Here is a 16,059-nt window from a genome sequence, read left to right as displayed (position 1 = left end):
TGCTGACGTCACTGTCAGTCCTGATATCGGCGGAATTGATCGTTCCGGTTAGCTTCCGGCGGGCAGACTTGGACCGGCAGCACCCGTGCGATCACGGGGAAGGATGGTTTCCGCACGGGCCCTGCCGGGCCCTCCGAGGAGAGAGGCGCCTGGTGTTCACAAGCGTTCTGATGATCGAGAAGGCCCTGACGTCCGCCGACGTGGAGTTCGTCACCACCTTGCACGGGGACGAGCCCGTCTCCTTCCACGTCCTGCTCCAGCCGCGCGGCGAGCAGGCGGACCGGCTGCTGCGGGCCATCGACGACATCGCGCTCGGCGAACTCGACGAGGCGGTGCGGGAAGGGGAGACGCCCGAGGGGCAGGAGGCCCGGAGCGTGGGGCAGCAGGCCCTCGACGTGTCGCTCCAGGCGCTGCGCTCCGCGGGGAGCCGGGCGGAGGGGCGGCTGGTCGAGGACCACCCGTTGGACGCGCTGAGGTCGCTGGTGGCCGAGGTGGGCGCCGACGAGGTGATCGTGCTGACGGACCCGCACTACGTGGAGGAGTTCTTCCACCGGGACTGGGCCTCCCGGGCCCGGCACAAGGTGGGCGTGCCGGTGCTGAAGCTGTTCTCGCACAGCAAGGCGTAGCCGCTGCGCCGGGCCGGCCGGTGAGCGCCGTTCGGGTCGCGGCGCGTCCGCGGGGCGCGGGTGCGCGCGAGGCGCCCGGTGCCCGAGCGCATAGGCTAGCCCTGCTCTAGCCCGTACCGTCTCTGGGGAGAAACGCATGGCACCCGGCCTTCCTGACGCCATGGACCGACCGCACTTCATCGGCATCGGCGGCGCCGGGATGTCGGGGATCGCCAAGATCCTGGCCCAGCGCGGGGCCGAGGTGGCCGGCAGCGACGCCAAGGAGTCGGCGACCGCCGAGGCGCTGCGGGCGCTGGGCGCGACCGTGCACATCGGGCACGCCGCCGAGCACCTCGCCGACGACGCCAGCTGTGTCGTCGTGTCGTCGGCGATCCGGAAGGACAACCCCGAGCTGGCCCGCGCCGCCGAGCTGGGCATCCCGGTGGTGCACCGCTCCGACGCGCTGGCCGCGCTGATGGAGGGGCTGCGGCCGATCGCCGTGGCGGGCACGCACGGCAAGACCACCACCACCTCCATGCTGGCGGTCTCGCTCACCGAGCTGGGCCTGGAGCCGTCGTACGCCATCGGCGGCGACCTGGACGCGCCCGGCTCCAACGCGCTGCACGGCGACGGCGACATCTTCGTCGCCGAGGCCGACGAGTCGGACCGCAGCTTCCACAAGTACGCGCCCGAGGTCGCCATCGTCCTCAACGTCGAGCTGGACCACCACGCCAACTACGCCTCGATCGACGAGATCTACGAGTCCTTCGAGACGTTCGTGGACCGGATCACCGAGGGCGGCACGCTGGTCGTCTCCGCCGACCACGAGGGCGCCCGCGAGCTGACCCGGCGCGTGCGGGGCCGCGACGTGCGGATCGTGACCTACGGCGAGGCGGCCGACGCCGACGTCCGCGTCCTGGCGGTGGTCCCGCAGGGGCTGAAGAGCCAGGTCACCGCGGTGCTGGACGGGCAGGAGCTGACCTTCGAGGTGTCCGTGCCGGGCCGGCACTACGCCCTGAACGCGGTCGCCGCACTCGCCGCCGGCGCCGCCCTCGGCATCCCGGCCGCCGAGCTGGCGCCCGCGCTCGCCGCCTACACCGGCGTCAAGCGGCGCCTCCAGCTCAAGGGCGAGGCGGCCGGCGTCCAGGTGATCGACTCCTACGCCCACCACCCGACCGAGATGACGGCCGACCTGGAGGCCATGCGCGCCGCCGCCGGTGACGCCCGCATCCTCGTCGTCTTCCAGCCGCACCTCTTCTCCCGCACCCAGGAACTGGGCAAGGAGATGGGGCAGGCGCTGGCCCTCGCCGACGCCTCGCTGGTCCTCGACATCTACCCGGCCCGCGAGGACCCGATCCCCGGTGTCACCAGCGAGCTGATCATCGAGGCCGCGCGCGTGGCCGGCGCCGACGTCACGGCCGTGTCCGACAAGGCGGAGATCCCCGCGGTGGTCGCGGGAATGGCGAAGCCCGGTGATCTCGTTCTCACCATGGGCGCGGGCGACGTGACCGACCTGGGCCCGCTGATCCTGGAACGCCTGTCGCAGTAAAGGGGCTGAGAACTGATGTCGTACGACGTCGAGAAGCCGGACGAGCAGTGGCGCGCGGAGCTGACCTCCGCCGAGTACGCCGTACTGCGCCAGGCCGCCACCGAGCCGGCCTTCACCGGTGAGTACACCGACACCAAGACCAAGGGCGTCTACTCCTGTCGGGCCTGTGGCGCCGAGCTGTTCACCTCCGACACCAAGTTCGAGTCGCACTGCGGCTGGCCGTCCTTCTACGACCCGAAGGACACCGACGCCGTGGAACTGGTCGCGGACCGCTCGTACGGCATGGTCCGCACCGAGGTGCGGTGCGCCCGCTGCGGCTCCCACCTCGGGCACGTCTTCGAGGGTGAGGGGTACCCGACCCCCACCGACCAGCGGTACTGCATCAACTCCATCTCCCTGCGGCTGGAGCCCCAGGAGGGCTGAGCCCCCGCGCGGGACCGCCGGGGCGGCCGGGGCTGGTGCCCCGGCCGCCCCGTTTTGAGATCCTGTGAGGGTGTGGGGTGTGGCGCGGTGGATCCGGTCCCGTCGCGGGCCCCTGCCCGTCGAGCGGGCGCGCCGCCGGGGCGGCGGCCCGGGCGAGGCCGAGCGGCCCGCGCGGGCCGGCGCACGGCTGGCCGACCTGCGGGAGACCCTGGCCGGGATCGGTACGACCCTCGACGCGGCCACCACCCGCACCGAGCTGACCCGGGCCGCCGTGCTGCTGGCCGGGGGAGCCGCCGCCGTGATGGGCCGCACCCCGGACACCGCCTCCCGCTACGCCGCGGTCACCGGGGACGCCGGACTGCTGCCCGACGTCCGGTGGGCCGCCGCGGCGGCCCGCGAGGCGCACGTCCCGGCCGCCGGTGCGGCGCCGGACCCCTGGCTGGAGTACCCGGGCACCACCGGGGGCGCCGGTCTGTGTGCCCCGCTGACCAGCGGGGACGAAGTGTACGGCGTCCTGGTGTGGGCGCGGCCCGAAGGAGCGCTGCGGCGTGCCGAGGCCGAAGTGCTCGCCCTGCTCGCCGAGCGGGCCGCCTCCCACCTGCGGCACGCTCGCGTCCACGAGCAGGTCAGCCGTACCGCCGGTGACCTCCAGCGTGCCCTGCTCGCCGAGCCCGGCCGGCCGCACCCCAACCTGGACATCGCGATCCGCTATCTGCCGGTGGGCCGGAGCGCCCTGGTCGGCGGCGACTGGTGCGAGACCGTCCGGCTGCACTTCGGCCGGACCCTGCTGGTCGTCGGTGACGTCATGGGACACGGCCTGGAGTCCGCCGTCGACATGAGCGCCTACCGCTCCTCCCTGCGCTACATCGCCTCCGCCGACCTCCCCCCGCACCGGGTGCTGCGGCAGATGGACGACATCGCCTCCGCGGAGGCCGAGCGCAGGCCCGCGACCTGTCTGCTCGCCCGCGTCGACCCCGGCCGGGGCCAGGTCACGCTCGCCGGCGCCGGCCACCTGCCGCCCGCGCTGATCGACCAGGACGGCGCGACCGGCCTGCTGCCCGTGCCGGTAGGGCCGCCGCTGGGCACCGGGCTCGGCGGGTACGAGTCGGCCACGCACCGGCTGGCGCCCGGCCAGACACTGGTGGCGTTCACCGACGGGCTCGTGGAACGCCGCGGCGAGGACATCGACCGCTCCCTGGCCCGGCTGGCCGCCTTGCGCTTCGCCGCCGGGGACGCCCTCGACGCGGTCCTGGACACCATCCTCAGCCGCCTGGACGTCCGGCACGCCGAAGACGACGTCGCGATCCTGGCGGCACGCCCGCACACGCGCCAGGGAGGTCCGGCGGGGGCGGGTGCCGGGGTGCGGGGGTGAACGCGCGGGCGGCGCGAGGCGGCGTGGCACCTACAAACTGGCCATGCGGCAGCGCCACTTGCCATCCCGGTCGACGAGTGGCGGGCGCGCCGGCCATGGTGCCGCCAAAGTGCCGAAACACTGGCGGTCTAGACTCTCCCCGCATCAGCCCAGGATCGGTCGCCCGAAGGGTACGCGGCGTTTTGATACGGATAGATTCAGTCACGAAGCGGTATCCGGACGGCACGGTCGCGGTCGACCGGCTGTCGTTGGACATACCGGACCGCGCGATCACCGTCCTCGTCGGGCCCTCAGGCTGCGGCAAGACGACGACCCTGCGGATGATCAACCGGATGGTGGAGCCCAGCGAGGGCAGCATCCTCCTCGACGGCCGAGACATCCGGCAGCAGCCGGTCAACACCCTGCGCCGGTCGATGGGTTACGTCATCCAGAACGCCGGGCTCTTCCAGCACCGCACCATCCTCGACAACATCGCCACCGTGCCCCGCCTGCTCGGCTGGACCAAGCAGCGGGCGCGGGCCCGGGCCGCCGAGCTGATGGAACGGGTGGGGCTCGACTCCGCGCTGGCCAAGCGGTACCCGTACCAGCTCTCCGGCGGCCAGCAGCAGCGCGTCGGCGTGGCCCGCGCCCTCGCCGCCGACCCGCCGGTGCTGCTGATGGACGAGCCGTTCTCCGCCGTCGACCCCGTCGTCCGCAAGGGACTCCAGGACGAACTCCTGCGCATCCAGGACGAGCTGGGCAAGACCATCGTCTTCGTCACGCACGACATCGACGAGGCGATCAAGCTGGGCACCAAGGTCGCCGTGCTGCGCACCGGTGGCCGGCTCGCCCAGTTCGCGCCGCCCGCCGAACTGCTCAGCGCGCCCGCCGACCCCTTCGTGGAGGACTTCCTCGGCGCCGACCGCGGCATCCGCCGGCTCTCCTTCTTCCCGTCCACCGGGCTGGAGTTGCAGACCGGGCCCGTCGTCCCGATCGACGCCGACGCCGGCAAGCTCGCCGCGCGGGCGGCCACGGCCCCCTACCTCCTCGTCACCGACCTCGACGGCAGGCCGCTCGGCTGGAGCGAACCGGACCGGCTCACCGCCGGTGCCATCGACCGGGAGCGACTCCTCGACCACGGGCGGCCGTTCGTGCCCGGCACCGACTCGCTGCGCACCGCGCTCGACGGGGCCGTGCTCTCGCCGACCGGCTGGGCCGTCGCGGTGGACGGCGAGGGACGCGCGGTCGGTGTCGTCTCCCAGCAGGTCATCGGCGAGGCGATCCGCGCCGCCCACGGCGAGGTGGCGGAGCACGCCGACGCGAAGGCCGGGCGATGAGCGGCTTCTTCGACCTCCCGAGCGACCTCCAGCACAGCTACGCCGGTCTCATCGGGCTGCATCTGCGCGAGGCCCTGCTGCCGGTGCTGGCCGGACTGCTCGTCTCGCTGCCGATCGCCCAGCTGTGCGTGCGGTTCCGCTGGATCTACCCGCCCGTCCTCGGCATCACCACCGTCCTCTACGCCATCCCGTCGCTCGCCTTCTTCGTCGTCCTCATCGACTACTTCGGGCAGAGCGAGACGACGGTGATGATCCCGCTCGCGCTCTACAGCCTGGTGGTGCTCGTCCCGGCGATCGTGGACGGCGTGCGCTCGGTGCCGCCGGAGACCCTGGCCGCCGCCCAGGCCATGGGGTTCGGGGCCGTACGCCGGTACTTCCAGGTCCAGTTGCCCATCGCCGTGCCCGCGATCATCGCCGGGCTGCGGGTGGCCACCGTCTCCAGCATCTCCCTGGTCAGCGTCGGCATGCTCATCGGCAACCAGGGCGCCCTCGGCAACATGCTCTACGACGCCCAGACCTACCACCGGCCCGCCCTGGCCGTGAACTCGGTCCTGACCATCGCGGTGCTGGGCATCCTCGCCGACGCCGCGCTGGTCCTCGTCCGCCTCCTGCTCACCCCCTGGATGCCGCGGAAGGGTGCCACCCGGTGAACGTCCTGAACTTCGCGCACGCCTTCTTCAGCGACAGCGCCCACTGGCACGGCTACGACGGCATCCCCACCCGGTTCGCCGAGCACATCAAGTACTCCCTGGAAGCCCTGCTGATCGCCACCGCGATCGGGCTGCCCGTCGGCCTGTTCACCGGCCACACCGGGCGCGGCGGCAACGCCCTCGCGTTCATCGCCACCGCCGGCCGCGCGCTGCCCAGCTTCGGCCTGCTCGTGCTGATGTTCATCTGGATCGGCTTCGGTCTGCTGCCGGTGATGATCCCGCTGGTCGTGCTCGCCGTACCGCCGATCCTGGTCACCACCTACGAGGCGGTCCGCTCCGTCGATCCCTCCCCGGTGGACGCGGCCCGGGGCATGGGCATGCCCGAGGCGCGCGTGCTGCTCCAGGTGGAGGTGCCGGTCGCGCTCCCGCTGATCCTCAGCGGACTGCGCACGGCGGCCATCCAGATCGTCTCCACCGCCACCATCGCGGCCTACGTCAGCCTCGGCGGCCTCGGCCGCTACATCATCGACGGCCTCTACCAGAAGAACTACGAGAAGGTCGTCGGCGGTGCCACGCTCGTCGCCGGCCTCGCCCTCGCGACCCTCGCCGTGTTCTGGGCGGCGTCCCGGATCACGGTGTCGCAGGGGGTACGCCGCAGCGCCTGACGGTCACTGCCCGGTGCGGGCCAGCGCGAGTTCGAGTACGACGAGCAGCGCGTCCCGCACCGAGCCCCGCTCCCGGGCGTCGAACACCACGACCGGCACGCCCTCGGAGACGTCCAGCGCCCAGCGGACGTCCTCCAGCGTGTGCTCCACCCGGCCGTCGAAGGCGTTCACCGCGACGGCGAACGGGATGTCCTTGTGCTCGAAGTAGTCCACGGCCGCGTAGCAGTCGTCCAGCCGGCGGGTGTCGACGATGACGAGCCCGCCGACCGCGCCCTCCACGATGTCGTCCCACATGAACCCGAACCGTTCCTGTCCGGGCGTGCCGAACAGGTACAGCTTCAACGTCGGGTCGATGGTGATGCAGCCGAAGTCCATCGCGACGGTCGTCGTGGTCTTGCCCGGAGTGTGCGTCAGGTCGTCCACGCCGGCCGCGACCTCGGTGATCGACGCCTCGGTGGTCAGCGGCTCGATCTCCGAGATCGCGCCGACGGCCGTGGTCTTGCCCACGCCGAAACCGCCCGCGATCACCATCTTCACCGGCAGCGGCGGCCGTACCGCCACACGCGCGGCCGGGCCCCGGGCCAGGAGCGGTTCAGTCGGTGTCACTCGGTACCCCTCGGGAGTCGGGGATGGCCCGCAGGCCATCGATAACCCTGCGCAGGACGGACGCGTCGTGGGTGGCCTCGGCGTCCGGCACGTACACCGCCAACTGGCCCGCCTCGCGCAGGTCTTCGGCCAGGACGCGGACCACGTTGAGATGCAGCCGCAGCCGGGCCGCGAGTTCCGCGAGGGACTGCGGCAGCCGGCAGGCGGCCACGATGTCGTGCTGCTCGAAGGAGAGCCGGCCGAGCGCGTCGAGACCGCCGGCGGTGGACACCACCTGGGTCTCCACGGGCAGCGCCCGGCCGGAGGCGGCGTCCGCGACCCGGCCGGCGGTGACCAGGTACGGCCGTACGGCGGGGACGGGGCCGACCGGGTCCGGGCCCGGGGGCGGAATGCCGTCCGCCATGCCGTCCGCCATGGAAACCTTCTCCTTCTCAGCCGGCCGCCGCCGCGCCCACGCTGTTCTTCAGCTCCAGCACGAGCTGCGGGCTCAGCGCGGCACCGGCGCGGTTGGCGAACAGCGTCATCTCGTAGGCGATGTTGCCGAGTTTCGCCTCCTTGTCGGTGACGACACCGAGCACGGCGCCGCTGCCGATCGCGGAGACGATGACGTGACCGCCCTCCAGATCGATGATGACCTTGTTCAGTCCGCCGAGGCCGTAGTTGCCGGAGGCGCCCGCGGCCAGGCTGGTGATGCCGGACACGATCGCCGCGAGCCGCTCGGAGTCGGCGTGCTCGCGCAGCTGTGACACCGCGATCAGCAGGCCGTCGGAGGACACGGCGATGGCGTCGACGACGCCGGCGGTCTCGGTCGCGAAGCGGTTCAGCAGCCAGGTGAAGTCGGCCGCGGCTGCCCGCAGGTCGGTCGGCGTGTTGCCGCCCGTCGGGCTGTCACCTGTCGACGTGCTCACTGCTCGGCTCCTTCCGGAAGGTGGTTCGGGTCGTGCGGCGGGGTGGCCGGGGGTGTGGGGGCGGTGGCCGCGGGCGTGGGGCGTTCGGGGGAGGGGTGCGGTGGGGGGTCGGTAGCCGGGGTGTCGTCGGCGTGTGGCGGGGCGTCCTCCGGGTGCGATGGGCGCGTGGCTTCCCCGGTGGCGTCCGGGTGGGACGGGCGGGCGGCTCCGGCGGCGCCGTCCGGGCGGGGCCGGTGCGCTGCCGTCGGCACGGCGTCCTCGCGCGTCGCCGTGGCCGTGCCGCTCTCGCGAGGAGCCGTACCGGTGCTCGCCGGGCGGGCGAAGCTGCCCGTGTCACTGTCCCGCCGGGCGCGTTCCACGGCGTCCTCGAACTCCTCCAGCGCGTCGCGGACGGCCTCGGCGTCCAGCGGCCGTACGGTCTTCGGCACCGTCGGCGCGGCGCCCGCGGTGGTGCGCAGCGTGGCTCCGCGCACCCGGCGGCGCAGCGGGCGCGCGGTCTGTTCGGCGTCGCCGCGCGTCTGCTCCCCCGAAGGGGCCTGCGTGCCGGTGCCCTGCGGTGCGCGGCGGGGGATCCGGCGGGGGAGCGGGCCGCCGTGTTCCGCGCGGACGGGCTCGTCCGGTGCGGTGCCGTCGGCCGGTGCCTTCTCGTGGGCGGTGTCCGGCGGCAGCGCGCCCCGCGCGGGTACCGGGCCGGACGCCCCGGCCACCGGCGCGGGCGCCGCCGCCACCGGAGCCTGCGACCCCGCGCCCGGCGCGAGCAGCAGCGAGGCCGGCAGCGTCACCTCGGCCGTCACACCACCGCCCGGTGTGCGGGTCAGTTCGACCCCGATCTCCCAGCGGCGGGCCAGCGCGCCCACCACGAACAGGCCCAGCACCTTGGTCGGCACCAGGTCCAGCCGTTCCCGGCGGATCAGCCGGGCGTTCTCCTCGGCGAGCCGTTCGGCGCTCATGCCGAGGCCGTGGTCGGTGACCACGACGTGCGTGCCCTCGGCCCCGGAGCGGACGGTGACCTCGACGGGGCTGCCCTCGGGCGAGAACGACACCGCGTTCTCCAGCAGTTCGGCCACCATCAGCGTGAGGTCACCGATGATGTCCGGCTCGACCAAGGCGTCCGACGCGGCGTACAGCCGTACCCGCTGGTAGCCCTCGATCTGCCCGAGCGCGGCCCGTACGACGGTCGACAGCGCCGTCGGGCCCGCGTCCAGCACCGTCTCACGGATGCCGGCCAGCAGCATCAGGCTGTCGGCGTTGCGGCGCAGCCGCACGGCGATGTGGTCGATGGAGTACAGCCGTTCCAGCAGCGCGGGGTCGGTCTCCCCCCGCTCCACCGCGTCGATGAGCGCGAGTTGCCGGGTGGTCAGGTTGCTGACCCGGCGGCCCACGTTGCCGAACATCTCCGCGGTGTTGCGCCGGCTGAGCACCTGGCGTTCCAGCAGCGCGGCGGCGGTGGTCTGCACCCGGTTGAACGCCTCCGCCAGGTCACCGATCTCGTCGCGGGCCGTGACCGGCATGTCCCGCAGGCGGGGCGGTCCGTCGTCCTCGGCGTCGTCGTCGGCCACCCGGGCCAGTTCCCGCCCGGCGACCTCGGCGACCTCCCGCGCGGCTCCGGTGAGCGCCTGCACGGGCCGGACCACCGAGCGGCGCACCAGCACCGCGAAGGCGATCCACAGCGCGAAGGCGATCAGCGCGCCGCTCAGCAGCAGGCCGGCCCGCCACCGGGCGCTGTCGGCGGCGCCGTCGGCCCGGTCGGCGATCTGGCCGATCAGCGCGGTGGTGATCTTCAGCCGGGCGGCGGCCTGCTCGGGGTAGGCGGGGTAGTCGGTCAGCGCGTCCTGCACCGCCTGCCGCAGCCGCCCCTTGTCGTTCGTCTCCAGCCGGCCGACACCGACCTGGAGTTCGGCGTACGCCTCGGCGATCTCGCGCTGCGCCCGCGTGTGTTCGATGCCGGAGAACCGCTCGGCCTGCGCCTCGGTGGCGAACCGGGCGAAGCGCGCGGCCTGGTGGGTGTACACCTCGTACGCGCCGACCGCGCTGGTGAACTCGATCTGCGCGTTGGTGTCGCCCGTGGTGGCGGCGAACACGTTGGTCTCGAAGGCGCCGTGGGCGGCGTCGGCGCGCAGCAGGGAGTCCAGCAGGCTGCCGGTGAAGGTCTCGGCGAGGTCGGCGTCGCGGTCGAGGCCGAGGCCGTCGATGAGGCTCTGGGCGGCGCCCGCGTAGGCCGGGTCGATGTTGTCGGCGGGCAGGTACGACTGCTCCACCGAGGTGCGAAGGCTGGTGAGGCCCTCGACCCCGCGCAGGGCCTGCGCCTCGCTCTCCGGCAGCCGGTCACCGAAGGCCTCGCGCACCGTGGCCACCTGGGAGTCGACCGCGCGCTGCGCCGCGCGGTAGGCGGACGTCGTCGGCTTCGCGTCCCCGGACTCGTAGCGCGTCGAGAGCAGGATGGCCTGCTGGTGCTCGGCCTCCACCCGGTCCACCAGGCGCGCCACCTGTGCGCTGTCGCGCACCATCCGGGCCGCCGAGCCGGCGCTGGACGACTGCCGCACCAGGTCGGTGAAGAGGTACGCCAGCAGAACCGCGATGACCGCGAGGGGGATGCCGACGAGCAGATTGAGCTTGCGCCGGAAGGGCCAGCGGTCGGCGAATCCCCGTGCTCCGCCCCGCGTGGGGGCGTGCCGGGCGGGCGCGTCCACCTGGTTCGTGGACACCGGGCCTCCTTCGTGGGTGTCTTGTCCGGGGGAGCGGTCACTCCCGGACCTGAGGGCCGTGTCGCCCCCGGAACGCCTGCGTCACGACACCGAAGCGGGCCCCGCGCACCGCTGTGGTCGATACCAACGCAGGTGAGAGTACAGGCCCCTTGAGGTGTGGATCAGCTCACCTTTCATCAAGAATCCGTTACAAAGAGACTGCACTGTGTGCACGGGTGATCGCGGATCGAGGCCAATCGGTGATCTGATTCCCTTGACTGACCGAGAACTGGCTGGATTGGATCAGTCCGTGACTTCCACAACCCACATCAGCAGGTCCATCCGGAGGAACCGAGGCGCGGCGGCGGTCGCCCTCGCGGCGGCGACGGTTCTGCTGGCGGGCTGTTCCTCCAACGACGGCAAGGCCGACAACCCCCTGTCGGACAACAGCAAGGCCGGCGGCGACACCGTCGTCGTCGGATCCAACAACTTCCCCGAGAGCACCCTGCTCGCCGACATCTACGGCGAGGCACTCAAGGCCAAGGGGATCAAGGTCACGTACAAGCCGAACATCGGCAGCCGTGAGACCACCTACGGGCTGATCAAGAACGGTTCCGTATCGGTCCTGCCCGAGTACAACGGGGCGCTGCTGGCCTACCTCGACCCGAAGGCCGCACCGAAGACCCTCGCGGAGACCACGGACGCCATCAGCGCCAAGCTGGACTCCAAGCTCACGCTGCTCGACCCGGCGCCGGCGCAGGACAAGGACTCGATCACGGTCAACGCGGCGACCGCGAAGAAGTACCAGCTCACCGAGAAGTCCTCCATCGCCGACCTGAAGGACATCGCCAAGGACCTGGTCATCGGCGCCTCGCCGGAGTTCCAGACCCGGCAGCAGGGCCTGGTGGGCCTGAAGACCGTCTACGGCCTGGAGTTCAAGTCCTTCAAGGCGCTGGACGCGGGCGGCCCGCTCACGCTGGCGGCGCTGAAGAAGGACGCCGTGCAGGCGGCGGACATCTTCACCACGGACCCGAACATCTCCAAGGAGAAGTTCGTCGTCCTCCAGGACCCGAAGAACCTGTTCGGCTTCGAGAACATCCAGCCGCTCGCCTACAAGGGCGCGCTGTCCAAGGAGGGCGTCGACGCGCTCAACGCCGTCTCCGCCAAGCTCGACACCGCGACCCTGCTGGACCTGGACACCCAGGTGCAGGCCCAGAACAAGGACCCGCTGGACGTCGCGAAGGCGTGGCTGAAGTCGGCGGGGCTGGGCTGAGGCCGGACCACTCGGAAGGGCCTGGGCGGGGAGGCCGGGTGACCGGGATCGCCGGGACGGCCCGGTGACCGGCACGGACGGAACGGTCAGGTGACCGGAACGCCGGGACTGCTGCAACGGCCCGGAGTGACCGGACGACTGGAACAACCGGAACGACCGGAACGACCGGAACGACTAGAACAACCGGAACGACCAGGAACTGTCAGGAACGACCGTGGACGTGCCCACGCGGGTGCCCCCGCAGCCAGGGGACACCCGCGTCCCGCTCGACGGCGGCGGCCTCACCCTCCCCGCCCTGATCCGGCTCGCGGACGGTACGGCCGTGCCCGCCGTCGACCCCGGCGCTCTGGACCGGGTCCGCCGTGCCCGGGAGACGGCCGACCGGCTCGCCGCCACGGGCCGCTGGTACGGCCGGGGCACCGGCGTCGGCGCGCACCGCTCGGTCGCCGTCGACCCGGCCGAGGAGACCGCCCACGGCCTGCGTCTGCTGCGCAGCCACGCGGGCGGGGCCGGTCCGCCGCTGCCGGCCCGCACGGTTCGCGCGATGCTCGCGATCCGCGCCAACCAGCTCCTCGCCGGCGGCTCCGGCATCCACCCGTCCTTCGTCACCGCCCTCACCGACGCCCTCCGTCTCGGCGTTCACCCGGCGGTCAACGAGTACGGCGGCGTGGGCACCGGCGACCTCACGGCCCTGGCCCAGACCGGCCTGACCCTCCTCGGCGAACGCCCGTGGCTGACACCGGACGACCCGACGACCCCACCTCGCGCGGACGGCACCGTGCCGGTGGGCGAGCGGGCCGGGGCCGGGCCGGGTGCTGGTCCGGCGAGTGGGGGCGTGGGCACCGCGGAGCGGGCGACGGTCGGACCGGGCGGTGTGCTGGAGGAGCCGCCGGGTGGGGGTGTGCTCAGCGGGGAACGGCCGCCTTCCGGCGCCGGGCCCCTCGGTGGTGTCGGCGTCGGTGCGGAGCAAGCGGCCCAGACGGCGGCGGACCTGACCGGGACGGTCGACGGTGTGCACGTCGGCGAGGCCCGCCCCCGGGGAGTCGGCGAGGCCCGCCCCCGGAGAGTCGGCGAGGGAGACCGGGCCGCCGGTGCGCTGCCCGCTCCGGTCACCCTGCGGGCCGGCGACGCCCTCGCGCTGCTCAGCAGCAACGCCCTCGCCCTCGCACAGGCCGCCCTCGCCGGGCACGGGACCGAGCTGCTGCTGCGGGCCACGCACGTGGTCGCGGCACTGTCCCTCGCCGCCGTGTCGGGCTCGCCGGAGGCGTACGCCGCGCCGGTGCACGCCCTGCGGCCCTACCCCGGCCCGGCCCGTGCCGCCGCCGAGGTACGGCGTCTGCTCGGCCTGCCCGACGACCCGGCGACGGACGTGGACAACGAGCTCCCCGCAGCCGGCCGGCGGATCCAGGACCCGTACGGATTCCGCGCGTTCCCGCAGGTGCACGGCGCCGCCCTCGAGGCCTCGGCCGCGCTGCGCCGGATCGTCGAGACCGAGGTCAACTGCCCCTCGGAGAACCCCGTCCTGACCCCGGACGGCCACCTCTACCACCACGGCGGCTTCTTCGCCGCCCCGCTCGCGCTGGCGCTGGACGGCCTGAACCTCGCCCTGCTGAAGACCGCGCAGCTCTCCGCCGCACGCCTGTCCGCGCTGAGCCGCCCCGACCTCACCGGCCTGCCCGCGTTTCTCGCCACCGGCCCGGCCGGCAGCTCCGGCACGATGATCCTGGAGTACACCGCCAACTCGGCGCTCGCGGAGCTGCGCTCCAGCGCCGCCGCGCCGGCCTCGGCCGGGCACGCCGTCCTCTCCCACGGCCTGGAGGAGGCCGCCGGCTTCGCCGGGCAGGCGGCCCGCCAGACGGAACGGGCCCGCGCCGCCTACGCCACCGTCCTCGCCTGCGAACTGGTGTCCGCCGTCCGGGCCCTGCGTCTCCACCCGGCACCGCCGGCCCTCCCCGCCCTCACCCTCGCCGCCGCCGTGCTCCCCACCGGCCTGGAGGACCGCCCGCTGACCGGGGACATCGAGACGGCGACGGCACTGCTGCCCCGCCTCGCGGAGTTGTGAGCGAAGGAGGGTGAGCGCGGGAGCGCCGAGCACCGTTCGATGCGCACGTGGACGAGGGCACGGTCGAGGTCTTCGCGCGTGCCCTCATCCACGCGCTCCACAGGAGGCTCAGAGGTCGAACTCGTGCGGCGGCAGGTCCAGCGCGTAGCACGCCTCACGCACCACGGCCTGCTCGTCCTTGTCGAAGTCGCCGTCCGCGCCACCGATGACGATGCCGATCTGGATGACGGCCCGCGCCTCGGCGGGCTTCTTCTTCGCCTTGGCGATCTCCTGCAACACGCTCACCTTGCCGAAGGCGAAGTCCGTCGTCAGCTTGTTCAAGTTCTCCTCGAAGCGCCGACGGAGGTCGTCCGCCGGGAAGTTCTGCAACACCTCGTTGGTGGCGATGAGCTGAGCCACCCGCTGCCGCTCCGACGGATCCACCGTCCCGTCGGCCGCGGCCACCAGCGCGCACATCGCCATGCTCGCATCGCGGAACGCGCCGCTCTTCAGGTCGTTCTTCTTCGCCACCAACTGCGTCTGCATCTGCGACGCCGAATCCTTGATGCGGTCCCACAGGGCCATGCGTACTCCTCGTATCGTCCGCCGGCTGCTTCCGGCAGTCCGACGTTAACTTCTACAGCAACGTAGAAACTAATGGGGCGGCCGGGAAGTTCCGGAGATCTACACTGAGTCCGCGAGCGCGGCGGACACAGCCGGAACACAGCCGGAACACAGCCGGAACACAGTCGGAACGCAGCGGCGAACCCACGACGAACCCAGCGGAGGAAGGCGACAGTGGCGACAGCGTCCGGCACCGGCCACCAGGACCCCTCCGCCGAGGTGCTCGCCGAGGCCGCCGCCGCCTTCGGACTGCTCGCCACGCCCGCCCGGCTGCACATCGTGTGGGCGCTGACCCAGGGCGAGAGCGACGTGACCGGCCTCGCCGCACGGGTCGGCGGCGCCCTGCCCGCCGTCAGCCAGCACCTGACCAAGCTCAAACTCGCCGGCCTCGTCCGCTCCCGCCGCGAGGGCCGCCGCCAGGTCTACTTCGTCGACACCGCCGAACAGGCCCCCGTGGTCGACGTCGTACGCCTCCTCGTCGGCCGGCTCGCCGAGCGGGAGGCACCCGCCACCGTCCCGGCCCGCCGGCTCCGCGGCCTCTGATTCCGGCGCCGGCACCGTCCTCCGGAAGCTCCGGCCTCTGGACACCGGCCCGCGCGGACCCACCGACGCCGAGGCCGCCGCCCGGCTCACCGCCCCCGGCGAGAACACCCCGCCCCGCCCGCGCGCCCCTTGCCTGGCCGCCCCCCCCGCTGCACGGCCTGTGCGCCCCTTTCACCGCCGCGCTGCTCACCCTCGGTCGGTCTCGGGCGGGCGGGCGACCACGGCGACGTCAACCTCGGCGGGTGCTGCCGTCGGCGACTTCCGTGCGTCGCCTCCTGGGGCACCGCCGCCGTGAATCTCGTGCTGGTCGTCGTCGGCTGTGTGCTGCGCGCGGACGGCGAGCGCCGGGCCGACCGCGCCCTGGCGGCCCCGCACGAGCCGGTCACCGGTACGGCCACCGTGCTGCGCCGCACCGACGACACCGCCGCACCGACGACACCGCCGCACCGCACGCCCACGAGGTGCCGGTGGCCGATCGCGCACCCGGCGACGTCATCCGGCTCGGCCCCGGCGGCCTCGCCCCCGCCGCCGCACGGCTGCCGCGCACTCACGGGCCGACCATGCGCCGGGCCGCCCTCACGAGCGGACCGCACGCCCCCGACGCCCCGGAGGACCAGGCCCTGCTCCACTCAGCCTGGTTCACCGAGACCTGCTCGCCCAGGCCCTGGTCATGTCGGCCCTGGCCTCCGGGGCGGCGAAGGCCCGCCGCGACCGGCGTGGGCGGTAGCCCGGGTCGGCCCGGGCAGGCCCGCCACGACCGGCGTGTGCCGTCGCCCGGCCAGGCCGGGCCAGGGAGACCC

15 protein-coding genes are annotated in these 16,059 nt (G+C 73.3%); 10 read left to right on the top strand and 5 right to left on the bottom strand.

Going from position 1 to position 16,059, the window contains the following annotated elements; all coding sequences use genetic code 11:
* The first annotated feature begins 152 nt into the window (after nt 1-152).
* The 7 genes from IE273_RS05080 (at nt 153) to IE273_RS05050 (ending at nt 6,580) form a co-directional block, all read left to right on the top strand.
* Nucleotides 153-626 (top strand): indole-3-glycerol phosphate synthase, encoded by a 474-nt coding sequence (locus IE273_RS05080; protein WP_189813925.1) that lies wholly within the window; start codon nt 153-155, stop codon nt 624-626.
* A 136-nt stretch (nt 627-762) separates the two neighbouring features.
* Nucleotides 763-2,154 (top strand): UDP-N-acetylmuramate--L-alanine ligase, encoded by a 1,392-nt coding sequence (gene murC / locus IE273_RS05075; RefSeq protein ID WP_189813924.1) that lies wholly within the window; start codon nt 763-765, stop codon nt 2,152-2,154.
* 15 nt (nt 2,155-2,169) lie between these two features.
* Nucleotides 2,170-2,577 carry a peptide-methionine (R)-S-oxide reductase MsrB gene (gene msrB, locus IE273_RS05070; RefSeq protein WP_189813923.1) on the top strand — a complete coding sequence of 136 codons (408 nt, stop codon included), beginning with the start codon at nt 2,170-2,172 and terminating at the stop codon, nt 2,575-2,577.
* Between the two features lie 70 nt (nt 2,578-2,647).
* Nucleotides 2,648-3,949, top strand: coding sequence for a PP2C family protein-serine/threonine phosphatase (locus tag IE273_RS05065; protein WP_189813922.1), 1,302 nt, complete (start codon nt 2,648-2,650; stop codon nt 3,947-3,949).
* A gap of 182 nt (nt 3,950-4,131) precedes the next feature.
* Nucleotides 4,132-5,265, top strand: a complete 1,134-nt coding sequence (locus IE273_RS05060; protein WP_189813921.1) for an ABC transporter ATP-binding protein — start codon at nt 4,132-4,134, stop codon at nt 5,263-5,265.
* Nucleotides 5,262-5,915 (top strand): ABC transporter permease, encoded by a 654-nt coding sequence (locus IE273_RS05055; RefSeq protein ID WP_189813920.1) that lies wholly within the window; start codon nt 5,262-5,264, stop codon nt 5,913-5,915. Before IE273_RS05060 ends, IE273_RS05055 begins: the two co-directional genes overlap by 4 nt.
* Nucleotides 5,912-6,580 carry an ABC transporter permease gene (locus tag IE273_RS05050; protein ID WP_189813919.1) on the top strand — a complete coding sequence of 223 codons (669 nt, stop codon included), beginning with the start codon at nt 5,912-5,914 and terminating at the stop codon, nt 6,578-6,580. Before IE273_RS05055 ends, IE273_RS05050 begins: the two co-directional genes overlap by 4 nt.
* 3 nt (nt 6,581-6,583) lie before the next feature.
* On the opposite strand, the gene IE273_RS05045 is transcribed toward IE273_RS05050, so the two are convergent.
* Genes IE273_RS05045 through IE273_RS05030 form a run of 4 tightly spaced genes read right to left on the bottom strand, consistent with a single transcriptional unit; the run spans nt 6,584 to nt 10,799 of the window.
* A complete protein-coding gene (locus tag IE273_RS05045; RefSeq protein ID WP_189813918.1) occupies nt 6,584-7,186 on the bottom strand; it encodes a GTP-binding protein in 603 nt (200 codons plus the stop codon).
* The gene (locus IE273_RS05040; protein ID WP_189814178.1) at nt 7,173-7,589 is read right to left on the bottom strand and encodes a DUF742 domain-containing protein; all 417 of its coding nucleotides are present in this window, start codon (nt 7,587-7,589) and stop codon (nt 7,173-7,175) included. The genes IE273_RS05045 and IE273_RS05040 overlap by 14 nt, the downstream gene beginning before the upstream one ends.
* Nucleotides 7,590-7,617: 28 nt before the next feature.
* Nucleotides 7,618-8,094 (bottom strand): roadblock/LC7 domain-containing protein, encoded by a 477-nt coding sequence (locus IE273_RS05035; RefSeq protein ID WP_189813917.1) that lies wholly within the window; start codon nt 8,092-8,094, stop codon nt 7,618-7,620.
* Entirely contained in the window at nt 8,091-10,799 is a 2,709-nt protein-coding gene (locus IE273_RS05030; RefSeq protein WP_189813916.1) for a HAMP domain-containing histidine kinase, read from the bottom strand. The genes IE273_RS05035 and IE273_RS05030 overlap by 4 nt, the downstream gene beginning before the upstream one ends.
* 289 nt (nt 10,800-11,088) lie before the next feature.
* On the opposite strand from IE273_RS05030, the gene IE273_RS05025 reads away from it, so the two are divergent.
* Complete coding sequence (locus tag IE273_RS05025) at nt 11,089-12,051, top strand: ABC transporter substrate-binding protein (protein WP_189813915.1); 963 nt, start codon at nt 11,089-11,091, stop codon at nt 12,049-12,051.
* Between the two features lie 214 nt (nt 12,052-12,265).
* Nucleotides 12,266-14,113, top strand: coding sequence for an aromatic amino acid lyase (locus IE273_RS05020; RefSeq protein ID WP_189813914.1), 1,848 nt, complete (start codon nt 12,266-12,268; stop codon nt 14,111-14,113).
* A gap of 108 nt (nt 14,114-14,221) precedes the next feature.
* Here IE273_RS05020 and IE273_RS05015 read toward each other — a convergent pair whose 3' ends face one another.
* Nucleotides 14,222-14,677 (bottom strand): tellurite resistance TerB family protein, encoded by a 456-nt coding sequence (locus IE273_RS05015; protein ID WP_030984917.1) that lies wholly within the window; start codon nt 14,675-14,677, stop codon nt 14,222-14,224.
* A gap of 213 nt (nt 14,678-14,890) precedes the next feature.
* Between IE273_RS05015 and IE273_RS05010 the strand changes: the two genes are divergently transcribed.
* Nucleotides 14,891-15,259, top strand: coding sequence for an ArsR/SmtB family transcription factor (locus tag IE273_RS05010; protein ID WP_189813913.1), 369 nt, complete (start codon nt 14,891-14,893; stop codon nt 15,257-15,259).
* Nucleotides 15,260-16,059: the final 800 nt, after the last annotated feature.

The sequence above is a fragment of the Streptomyces olivaceoviridis genome (assembly GCF_014650115.1).
GTDB classification, from domain to species: domain Bacteria; phylum Actinomycetota; class Actinomycetes; order Streptomycetales; family Streptomycetaceae; genus Streptomyces; species Streptomyces olivaceoviridis.
Note: the sequence above shows the minus strand (reverse complement) of the source record. Positions and strands in the feature narration are given on the sequence as shown.

Bases quoted from the DNA above. Each gene is read 5' to 3' on its own strand.
- IE273_RS05040 (WP_189814178.1), bottom strand. From the start codon at position 7,589: ATGGCGGACGGCATTCCGCCCCCGGGCCCGGACCCGGTCGGCCCCGTC.
- msrB (WP_189813923.1), top strand. From the start codon at position 2,170: ATGTCGTACGACGTCGAGAAGCCGGACGAGCAGTGGCGCGCGGAGCTG.
- IE273_RS05055 (WP_189813920.1), top strand. From the start codon at position 5,262: ATGAGCGGCTTCTTCGACCTCCCGAGCGACCTCCAGCACAGCTACGCC.
- murC (WP_189813924.1), top strand. From the start codon at position 763: ATGGCACCCGGCCTTCCTGACGCCATGGACCGACCGCACTTCATCGGC.
- IE273_RS05015 (WP_030984917.1), bottom strand. From the start codon at position 14,677: ATGGCCCTGTGGGACCGCATCAAGGATTCGGCGTCGCAGATGCAGACG.